Annotated in this window: 9 protein-coding genes; 3 read left to right on the forward strand and 6 right to left on the reverse strand. The window is 70.4% G+C overall.

Annotated features, from left to right (window positions below):
- The 3 genes from RMO85_RS18430 to RMO85_RS18440 form a co-directional block, all read left to right on the forward strand.
- The coding region (locus tag RMO85_RS18430; protein WP_310530177.1) for an ANTAR domain-containing protein at positions 1 to 529 on the forward strand (529 nt) is incomplete at its 5' end.
- Between the two features lie 51 nt (positions 530 to 580).
- Positions 581 to 1270, forward strand: a complete 690-nt coding sequence (locus RMO85_RS18435; protein WP_310530178.1) for a response regulator transcription factor — start codon at positions 581 to 583, stop codon at positions 1268 to 1270.
- Positions 1267 to 2634: an ATP-binding protein gene (locus RMO85_RS18440; protein ID WP_310530179.1), complete on the forward strand. Its 1368-nt coding sequence runs from the start codon at positions 1267 to 1269 to the stop codon at positions 2632 to 2634. Before RMO85_RS18435 ends, RMO85_RS18440 begins: the two co-directional genes overlap by 4 nt.
- Positions 2635 to 2706: 72 nt before the next feature.
- On the opposite strand, the gene RMO85_RS18445 is transcribed toward RMO85_RS18440, so the two are convergent.
- The 6 genes from RMO85_RS18445 to RMO85_RS18470 form a co-directional block, all read right to left on the reverse strand.
- Positions 2707 to 3981 carry an anthranilate synthase component I family protein gene (locus tag RMO85_RS18445; RefSeq protein ID WP_310530180.1) on the reverse strand — a complete coding sequence of 425 codons (1275 nt, stop codon included), beginning with the start codon at positions 3979 to 3981 and terminating at the stop codon, positions 2707 to 2709.
- Positions 3978 to 4538 (reverse strand): aminodeoxychorismate/anthranilate synthase component II, encoded by a 561-nt coding sequence (locus tag RMO85_RS18450; RefSeq protein WP_310530181.1) that lies wholly within the window; start codon positions 4536 to 4538, stop codon positions 3978 to 3980. The genes RMO85_RS18445 and RMO85_RS18450 overlap by 4 nt, the downstream gene beginning before the upstream one ends.
- 16 nt (positions 4539 to 4554) lie before the next feature.
- Positions 4555 to 6264, reverse strand: a complete 1710-nt coding sequence (locus tag RMO85_RS18455) for a sulfatase-like hydrolase/transferase (protein WP_310530182.1) — start codon at positions 6262 to 6264, stop codon at positions 4555 to 4557.
- Between the two features lie 109 nt (positions 6265 to 6373).
- Positions 6374 to 8344, reverse strand: a complete 1971-nt coding sequence (locus RMO85_RS18460; RefSeq protein ID WP_310530183.1) for a chorismate-binding protein — start codon at positions 8342 to 8344, stop codon at positions 6374 to 6376.
- A gap of 157 nt (positions 8345 to 8501) precedes the next feature.
- Entirely contained in the window at positions 8502 to 9602 is a 1101-nt protein-coding gene (locus RMO85_RS18465) for an acyltransferase (protein ID WP_310530184.1), read from the reverse strand.
- A gap of 1 nt (position 9603) precedes the next feature.
- On the reverse strand, positions 9604 to 9842 hold a 239-nt coding region (locus RMO85_RS18470; RefSeq protein ID WP_310530185.1), incomplete at its 5' end, for an ATP-binding domain-containing protein.

Consider the following 9842-nt stretch of genomic DNA (forward strand, 5'->3'; position numbering starts at 1 on the left):
GACCTCGCACCGGGTGGCCGACCTCGAGGCCTACCAGGCTGGGGCCGAGCACGGTCCGTGCGTCGAATCGATGCGCGAGAAGCGCGCGGTGTCCGTCGCCACCGCTGACGAGGCGAATGCGCGGTGGCCAGGCTTCGGGGACCGGATGCGGGTCGCCGGCTACGAGCGGGTCTACGCGGTGCCGATGGTGTGGCAGGGCGTGGGCGTGGGCGGTCTCAACCTGTTCTGGACGGACCCCGGCACCGGGTCCGTCGACGGGGTCCTGCTGCAGACCTACGCCGACATCCTCACCCTCGCGGCCGTCTACGTGCGCCCGCTGTCGGCCGATGACGCGGCCCAGCACCTGCAGGAGGCGCTCGAGGAGCGCGGCGGCATCGAGCAGGCCAAGGGTGTGCTCGCCTGGCAGTACGACGTCGACATGTCCGAGGCCTACTTCGCGCTGCTCCAAATCGCCGAGGAGCGCAGCCTGACGCTGGGCGAGGCCGCCGACGCGGTCGTCGAGAGCGCCGTACGAGGCGAGACCGGCTGACCGGGTCGTCGTCTTCAGCCCACGCTCAGGCGGGACTGGCATCCTTGGTCCGTGCCCCAGACCCGTCCCCGCGTGCTCGTCGTCGACGACGACAAGGCCGTGCGCGAATCGTTGCGGCGATCGCTCGAGTTCAACGGCTACGACGTGTCCCTGGCCGCCGACGGCGCGGAGGCGCTGGCCACTCTCGGCACCACCCGCCCCGACGTGGTCGTGATGGACGTGATGATGCCGCGACTCGACGGGATCGAGGCGACCCGCGCGCTGCGAGCGACCGGCAACGACGTACCCGTCCTCGTCCTCACCGCCCGTGACGCGGTCGGCGATCGGGTGGAGGGGCTCGATGCGGGGGCCGACGACTACCTGACGAAGCCGTTCGCGCTCCAGGAGCTGCTCGCCCGACTGCGCGCGCTGTTGCGCCGCGTCGTGCCGACCGAGGACGACGAGTCGTTGGCGTTCGCCGACCTGTCAATGGACATCGGGTCGCGCGACGTCCGCCGCGGTGAGCGCCTGATCGAGCTGACCCGGACCGAGTTCACGCTGCTGGAGATGTTCCTGCGTCGGCCGAGGCGGGTGCTCGAGCGGTCCTTCATCCTCGAGGAGGTGTGGGGCTACGACTTCCCGACGAGCGCCAACTCGCTCGAGGTCTACGTCGGCTACCTGCGCCGCAAGACCGAGGCCGAGGGCGAACCGCGACTGATTCACACCATCCGCGGCGTCGGCTACGTGCTGAAGGAAGCATGAGCTGGCCGGCCGGCCGCTGGCACTACCGGCGTTCCCTGGCGTCTCGGGTCGCGTTGCTGACCACGGCGGCGGTCGGCGCCTCGATCGCGGTGATGGCCCTGGGTGCCTTCATGGTGATGCGGATGCAGCTGCAGTCCTCGCTGGACGAGTCGCTGCTCAACCGGGCGACCAAGGCCGCCGAGAGCACCGCCCTGTCCCAGGCGACCGCGCAGGACGTGCCGGCCTGGATGCTCGGAGCCGCCGACGTGCGGGTCATCTTCATCACCGCCGAGCGCGGCGTTCTCTCCGCCGACAACCTGCCCACCTTCACCCTCGGCAAGCCTGAGCTGGCCGTCGCCGCGGGCCGGTCGCCGTCCTCGATCCGCACCGTCGCCGACAAGGACGGCGCCCGCTACCGCGTCGCCACCGTGCAGGCCGGCAGCGGCCAGGCGCTGGTGCTCGCGCAGGCGCTGGAGTCCCAGGACCGCACGCTGCGCAGGCTCGGCACGGTGATGCTGATCTCCGGCGGTCTCGGCATCCTGGCCGCAGCCCTCTCCGGATGGGCGGTCGCGACCAACGGCCTGCGGCCCGTCCGCCGCCTGGCCCAGTCGGTCGAGAAGAACGCCGTCACCGGGAACCTCACACCGCTGCCCGTCGGGGGCGACGACGAGATCGCCCGGCTTACCACGGCGTTCAACCAGATGCTCGGCGCCCTCACCGCCTCGCGCGACCGCCAACGCCGGCTGGTGGCCGACGCGAGCCACGAGCTCCGGACACCCCTGACCTCGTTGCGCACCAACCTCGACCTGCTGGCCCAGGCGGACAGCTCCGAGGGTGGCCTTCCCCCCGAGTCTCGACGTGAGCTGCTCGACGACGTGCGCGGCCAGATCGAGGAGCTCACCACCCTCGTCGGCGACCTCGTCATGCTCGCCCGCGAGGAGCAGCCCGATTCCTCGGTCGCCACCCTGGACCTGGCCGAGGTGGCAGATCGCGCCGTGACGCGCGTGCGCCGCCGCGCTCCCGGGGTCGACTTCGACGTACACCTCGAGCCGTGGACCGCCGCGGGCGACGCCACCGGGCTGGAGCGCGCGATCACCAACGTGCTCGACAACGCGGCGAAATGGAGCCCCCCCGGCGCGACGATCACGGTGCGGCTGGTCGCCGGGGTGCTGACCGTCGACGACCAGGGTCCGGGGATCAGCGCGGCCGACCTGCCGCACGTCTTCGAGCGCTTCTGGCGCGCCGACGAGTCGCGCTCGATGCCCGGCTCGGGACTCGGGCTGGCGATCGTGCGTCAGGTCGTCGACCAGCATGCTGGTCGGGTCGTGGTCACCGAGGCGCCGGGGGGCGGGACGCGGATGTCGGTGTCGATCCCGGGCGGCTAGTCGGTTTCCCCGGATATCCGGGGAAGTTCACGCTGTGCCACCCAGGCATTGGTCGCACAGCGTGAGTTTCGCTCACACAGGTCGCTGGAAGACCGACAGAAGCCGGGCGGCCTTCCAGCAAGACTCGGCCCACTCGTCGTCGAGGTCGGAGCGGACCGTGATCCCGCCGCCGGTCCCGAGGGTCCAGTGCCCGTCGCCGGCCGTCATCAGCGAGCGGATCACCACCCCGAGGTCGGCCGGGCCGTCGCCGCTGATCCAGCCGAAGGCACCGGCATACACCCCGCGGGCGGTCTCCTCGACCTCGTCGATGATCTCCATCGTGCGCTGCTTGGGCGCCCCGGTCATCGAGCCGGCGGGGAACAGCGCCCGCAGCGCCCCGAGTGTCGACACGTCGTCACGCAGCCGCCCGCTCACCGTCGAGACCAGCTGGTGCACCGACTCGTAGGTCTCGACCTCCATCAGTGCCGGCACCTCGACCGACCCCACTTCGCACACCATGGCCAGGTCGTTGCGCAGCAGGTCGACGATCATCAGGTTCTCGGCGCGGGTCTTCGGGTCGCTGGCCAGGCTCGCGCGCAGCGCGTCGTCGTCGGCCGGCGTTGCGCCGCGCGGGGTCGTGCCCTTGATCGGCTTGGTCTGGAGGGTCCGGTCGGGGGTGATCAGCGCGTAGCGCTCGGGGCTGGAGCTGAGCAGCCACGCCCGGTGGCCTTCGACGTCGTGCTGGAGGAATCCGGCGTACGGCGCGGGGTTGAGGTCGCGGAGCCGGAGGTAGGCATCGGCCGGGTGCTCGGCGACCTCCTCGGCCAGCCGGTAGGTGAGGTTGACCTCGTAGGAGTTGCCGGCGCGCAGCTGCTCCTGGACGGCGGCGAAGGCTGCGGCGTACTCCTCGGGGGGACTGGTCAGGGAACTCTTGCGCGTGTCAGGGGATGCAACCCCTGACATGTGCGGGAGTCCCCGGATATCCGGGGACTTCGACACAGACCCGGCATGCTCGAAGATCCGCACGTGCCCCGCCCGCATCCACGCGGCATCGGGCAGGCCCGGGTCCGGGCGGGCCGGCAGGTCGGGGCGGCACGCGTAGCCGAAGTAGCCGAACCACTGCTCCCCCGGGAGCATCGACGCCTCGAGTACGCCGAAGACGTCGTCGCCCACGACCTCGGAGCGTCCGCCGGCGTGCCGCGTGACCTCGCGGCGTGCCGCGTCATAGGTCAACGACACGTCGTCCTCGTCGAGCCACCCGATCAGCGAACGCCGTCCCGACCACTCGCGGGCCCCGCCGCCGTCGAGCCAGAAGCAGCGCGGGTGCTCGGCGGCGACGGTCCGGAAGACGTCGACGGGCTCGGTCATGCGAGGAAGTTCGCGATCATGTCGAAGCCACACGACGACAGGATCGACTCGGGGTGGAACTGCACACCCTCGAGCGGGAGCGAGCGGTGGCGCACACCCATCACCACACCGTCCTCGGACCACGCGGACGCGACCAGCGAGGGGGGCAGCATGGTCGCCGCCAGCGAGTGGTAGCGCACCGCGTCGAAGATCGTCGGCAGCCCCGCGAACACGCCGGCCCCGTCGTGCCGGATCACCGCCACGTCGCCGTGCGCCGGCTCGACGCGCGAGACGACGCCGCCGTACGCCGTCACCAGGCCCTGCATCCCGAGGCACACCCCGAGCACGGGGGTCGTGCCGGCGAGCAGCACCTCCGTGCCGACGGCGAAGTCGGCGACATCGCCCGGATGGCCGGGACCGGGCGACAGGATCACGTGCGAGTGGCCCAGCACGTCAGCCACTGTGACCGCGTCGTGCTGCACGACCCTCGGCAGGACGCCCGTGACACCCGCGACGAGGTGCACGAGGTTCCACGTGTAGGAGTCGTGGTGGTCGACCACGATGACGTCCGGCGGCACAGGCCGAACGCTAGCCCTACAGCGTGAGACCCCGGCAGGTGCCGTCCACCGGCTCGTTGCCGGACTGGACGGCGCACAGGTCGAAGGCCGCCAGCTTGTCGCGGAGCAACCGCACCTCGGGCGCATACCGAGCCTTGGCGAAGGCGTTGGTCCTCTCCCAGACCCGGTTCCTGTACGGGTAGAACTCGTAGCCGTAGTCGGTGCGCTCGGCCGCGTTGTCGAAGTCGTAGCGGATCAGCAGGCCGGTGGCGCTGCGCACTGCGACGTAGGACGGGATGCGGTCGAGCTCATCGCCGTTGAGCGCGGAGTCGGGGTCCTTGCGGGTGAGCGCCTGGGCCGTGTGCTCGAAGAAGACGTAGTTGCGGCGCACGAGCGCTGGGTCACCGAACGTCGGCACCAGCGAGGCGCCGAACCGGTAGGGCTGCGGCGCCAGCCCGGCCAGCTCCTCGAAGGTCGGCGCGAGGTCGATGTTGGAGGTCAGCTCGGCGCGAGTGCCCTTGACGACGCCCGGCCCGACGACGAGCAGCGGCACGTGCACGTCGGTGTCGTAGGCCGTGCCCTTGCCGCGGCCGAGGCCGTTCTGGCCGAGGTGGAACCCGTTGTCGGAGGTGAACACGACATACGTGTTGTCGTCGACGCTGCGCAGGATCTTGCGAACGGTGCGGTCGATCGACTGCGCCATCATCGCGCGGTTGCGCAGGTCGTTGATGCTGACGGCCGCGCGGAACGGGTTGGCGCGGGTGTTCCACCGCTGCGCCGGCCTGCCCCTGCTGGTCAGCGGATGGTTGTCAGAGCGGTTGTCCCCGAAGCCGGGCAGGTCCCTGGTGGTGAGGGCCTGGCACGCGACCGGGCCGCAGTTGCCCGGCTTGCCGTCGTGCGGCCGGTCCCGGAACATCGGCGGGAACACCGGGTCGCCCGGGTAGTAGGGCTTCGGCTGCGTGCGATTGTGCGGCGCGTAGGCCGCGACCTCGAGGAAGTACGGCGCGTTGCCGGCCTGGTGTCGCCTGATGAAGCTCATGGCGTAGTCGTCGATCACACTGCCCGCATAGGCCCTGTCGCGCTCGGCCATCGGCGCCGACAGCGGCGGCGCCTCGTGCGGCCTGACCGGCAGGCGGCCGTTGCCGAGGCGGGTCGAGGCGAAGTCCCAGCCGTCGTAGGCGGACCCGAAGACGACGTTGAACTCCGACCAGCCGGGCGGCGCCGGGGGCAGGGCGCGGCCGGGGACCCATTCGTACTCGTTGAGGTACTTGCCGACGAAGCCGGTGGTGTAGCCGGACTGCTGCAACGCGACGTTGAACGAGCGCTCGGGGTTGCCGTTGCTCTCGAAGGCCGACCAGCCACCGAGCGGCATGCCGCCCGCGGTACCGGAGGTGTTGGTGAGGACGCCGGTCTGGTGCGGGTACTGCCCGGTGAACAGGCTGGCCCGCGAGACGCAGCACAGGGAGTCGACGACGAAGGCGTGGGAGTAGTCCGCGCCGCGGCGGCGCATGTCGCGCGCGGCCCGCAATGTCTGGACGAGATCCATCGAGAAGTCGTCCATCAGCACCAGCACGATGTTGGGGCGACGCGACATCCGCTTGGCCGGCAACGGCTCGGCGTTGGCACCCGCGACCTGGAGGCGGTTGGCCTCGCCGGTGTCGATCGCACCCTCGGCGCTGCCGTCGCCGCCGGAGCCGCCGGTGACCGCGCCACACGCGGTCAGGGCGAGCAGACAGGCGACCGCCACGGATCGTCGTACCAGCAGCAAGGACTTCCCCGTCCAGTGATGAGCGCTCACACATGGTGACGCACGCGACCGACCTTCCGTTGCCCGGCACACCCTAACGCAAAGTCTACTAGATTGATCCAGAATTGCCGACGAGGGCCTGCGCAAGGTCGTGGATGAGGTCGTAGCCGTGCTCGGTGAGGATCGACTCCGCATGGAACTGGATGCCGCGATAGTGCGGTCCCGCCACGAGGTGGACGTCACCGGTCGCCTCGTCGCGCTCAACGGTGACGCCCTCCGGGAGCACGCCCGGGTCGGTGACCCGGCCGACGAAGGTGTTGTAGAAGCCGACCCGCTCGGTGCGCCCGCGGTAGGGGACCCGAGACTGCGTGCCCTGGAAGACGATGTCCTTGAACGCGAGCGGGATGCCCAGGCGATCACACAGCGTCTGGTGGCCGAGGCACACCGCCAGGAACGGCTGGCCGCTCGCGAGCAGGTCGTCGACGGCCGTGCGGAACGTCGCGATCTTGGGATGCGCGCCGTCGCGCGGATCGCCCGGCCCCGGGCCGACGATCACCAGGTCGGCGCCGTCGAAGGCAGCGGTGGTGTAGTCCTCGTGCCGCACCACCGTCGAGGTCATGCCGAAGACGCCGAGCACGTGCCGCAGCATGTTCACGAAGTCGTCCTCGCCGTGCAGGATGACCACTCGTTTGCCCTTGAGTGTCGGGTCCGGCGGCGCACCCTCCTGGTCGGTGAGCCAGAAGCGGCTCAGCCGCTGGTTGCGGGTGCCGAGCGCGAGCAGCACGTCCTCGTCACGCGCAAGAGCAGCGATCGCGTCGCCGTCGACGGTGGCGACCGGCACCAGCCCGAAGGCGCTGAGGATGCCGCCCGCCTTGGCATGCGTCTCGGCGACTTCGTAGGCCGCATTGCTGTCGCGCACCAGGGTGGCTCCGGCCGTCACCTTGAGGTCGCCCTGCGGCGAGACGTCGGCGGTACGGATCAGGATCGGGCTGTCCATCGTGTGGTTGCCCTGCTTGTCGCGACCGAACAGCGCGAGCGCCGAGCCGTAGTAGCCGCGGCCCTCCGTCTCGTAGGCGCTGATCAGCCGGCAGGCGTTCTCGACCGGGGCGCCGGTCACCGTGGCGGCGTACATCGTGTCCCGCAGGATCTCGCGCGGGTCGCGCTCGCTGCGACCGGCGAGGAGGTACTCGGTGTGCACGAGGTGGGTCATCGGCTTGAGGAACGGCCCGAGCACCTGGCCGCCCTCGTGGCAGATGTCGCACATCATCTTCAGCTCTTCGTCGACGACCATGAAGAGCTCGAAGATCTCCTTCTCGTCGGCGAGGAACTCGAGGAGTCGCTCCTTCAGCTCTTCCTCGTCACCACCCCTGCCCACCCGGAACGTCCCCGAGATCGGGTTCATCCGCACGTCGCTGACTCCCGTGAGCCGACTCGGTCGCTCGCTCGTTGCTCGCTCGGCTCCGTCGTCGGCGGCCTTCACCGACACGTGCCGCTCCGGGCTCGCGCCGATCAGGAACCGGTCGCCGGTGAAGAAGATGAAGGTCCAGTAGGCCCCACGCTCGCGCACGAGGAGCCGCCGGAAGACCGTGAGGGCGCGCTCGGCGTCCCAGTCGGCGACGACCGCGCGGTAGTGGCGGCCGATGACGAGGTTGGCGCCCTCACCCTGACCGATCTCGTCGGAGATGATCCGCTCGACGATGGTCGCGTAGTCCTCGTCGTCGATCACGAAGCCGCCGCGGTCGGCGAACTCGACGGGAACGTCGGGGAGCGCCGCGATCAGGTCCTCGACGCCGACCTCGTGCTCCTCGGTGATGTCGACGACGACCAGCGGGGTGCCGTCGTCGATCACGTCGAAGCCTCGCTCGGCGATCTGGCGAAACGGCACCGCGACCAGCCGGTCGGCGCTGCGCCCCGGCTCCGGGACGCCGTCCTCGAGCGGGATGTCGAGGATTGACTCGACCTCACTCCGGGTCCCGCCGATGATGCCTGCGGTGGGTGCCGCCTTGCGCCGGATCACCGCCCACGCCTGCTGCCCCTGGACCTGCTCCAGGAGGGCGTGGACGTCACCAGCGGCAGTCATGGGCGAAACCCTACGGGCCATCGACCCTGTCCCAGGCACCCCGCCGCTGGGTGAGCAGGCGCGCCAGCGCGGTGCCGAAATCAGGGCCGCCCGCGAACTGCAGGCAGTTCGTCCACCCACCGCGCGCACGCCACGCAGGACCTCGACCACTACGTGATCAGGCAGAAACCGACTCGGCGACCACCGCTTCGGGCGTGCCCGGCCGGACCCGGCGATGCAGGATCCGGTCCTTGAGCGCCAGCGCCGGCCGCTCGACCAGGTGCCAGGACAGGATCGCGAACACAGCCGTGATGCCCAGCACGGTCACGAAGTTGACCGCGGTACCGCGCACGCCCCACTGGTCGATGACCAGCTGTTGCACGGGGAAGGCGTAGAGGTAGAGGCCGTAGGAGAAGTCGCCGAAGCGCGCAGTCCGCGCGACGTACGGCGTGCGCGCCAGGCCGATGGTCAGCACGGTGTACGGGATGGCGATCGAGCCGGTCTCGATGGCCCATTGCGGCCAGGCGACGGCGATGACCGACTGCGCGGCCATCAGCGCCACGGCGATGTCGGTCCGGAGGAGGAACCACGACCACTGCTTGACCGCGATGCGCAGGAAGGCGCCGCCCGCGAAGTAGACCCACAGGCCGGCGGCGTCGCGCAGCCGGACGGCATAGAAGAGCGGGGACGCCTCCATCGGCGCCTCGGCGAGCCGGATCGTGACGATCAGGGCCGCCAGCGCCGCGAAGGGGCGCAGCAGGCGGGGAAAGAGGAAGAGCAGGGGTGCCGCGAGGTAGCACAAGAACTCCACGAACAGCGTCCAGAGGGAGCCGTTCACCGCGCCCGGTAGGGGGTTGGTGGCCCACACCCCGGGCAGCGGGAACTGCACCCACAGTCGGATGTTGTGGGTCACGTAGCCGTCCGTCAGCGGATCGGCGAAGTAGGCATCACGGGTGAGCGTGGTCACGAGGGGCCCGAGGACGTACGCCGTCAGCAGCACCAGCACGACCAGTGCCGGGAAGATCCGCAGTGATCGGGCGAGCAGGTAGGTCACCGGGTTGCGGGTGCGCTCGAAGCTCGCGGTGATGAGGTAGCCGGAGATGGCGAAGAACACGATGACGCCGAGGGTCTGCAACGGATAGCCCAGCACGACCGGGATCTGCTCGGGGTGCCCGCGCAGCGAATAGGAGTGAGCGAACATCACCACGAGGGCACCGACCAGGCGCAGGGCGTCGAAATTGTTGGACCGGTGACCCTGATCCCCCAGGACCTTGGACACCTCAGCCGACCGTGGTCAACAACTGCGTGGCTCGGGTGAGCACGACATAGAGCGTCGAGCGCCCGGTCACCGACTCGTCCTCGATCTCCTGCGGCCCCACGACCACGATGGCGTCGAACTCGAGACCCTTGGTGTCGAGTCCGGTCAGCACCACGACCCGGTCCTCTCCGCTCGGGGTCACCGAGGAGTCCACGGCGGCGCGCGCGCCTGCGGCGTCGTCGGCCAGCTCCGGCCAGGAGG

It is taken from the genome of Nocardioides sp. (assembly GCF_031422975.1).
GTDB lineage: Bacteria > Actinomycetota > Actinomycetes > Propionibacteriales > Nocardioidaceae > Nocardioides.

Bases quoted from the DNA above. Each gene is read 5' to 3' on its own strand.
- RMO85_RS18440 (WP_310530179.1), top strand. From the start codon at position 1,267: ATGAGCTGGCCGGCCGGCCGCTGGCACTACCGGCGTTCCCTGGCGTCT.
- RMO85_RS18445 (WP_310530180.1), bottom strand. From the start codon at position 3,981: ATGACCGAGCCCGTCGACGTCTTCCGGACCGTCGCCGCCGAGCACCCG.
- RMO85_RS18460 (WP_310530183.1), bottom strand. From the start codon at position 8,344: ATGACTGCCGCTGGTGACGTCCACGCCCTCCTGGAGCAGGTCCAGGGG.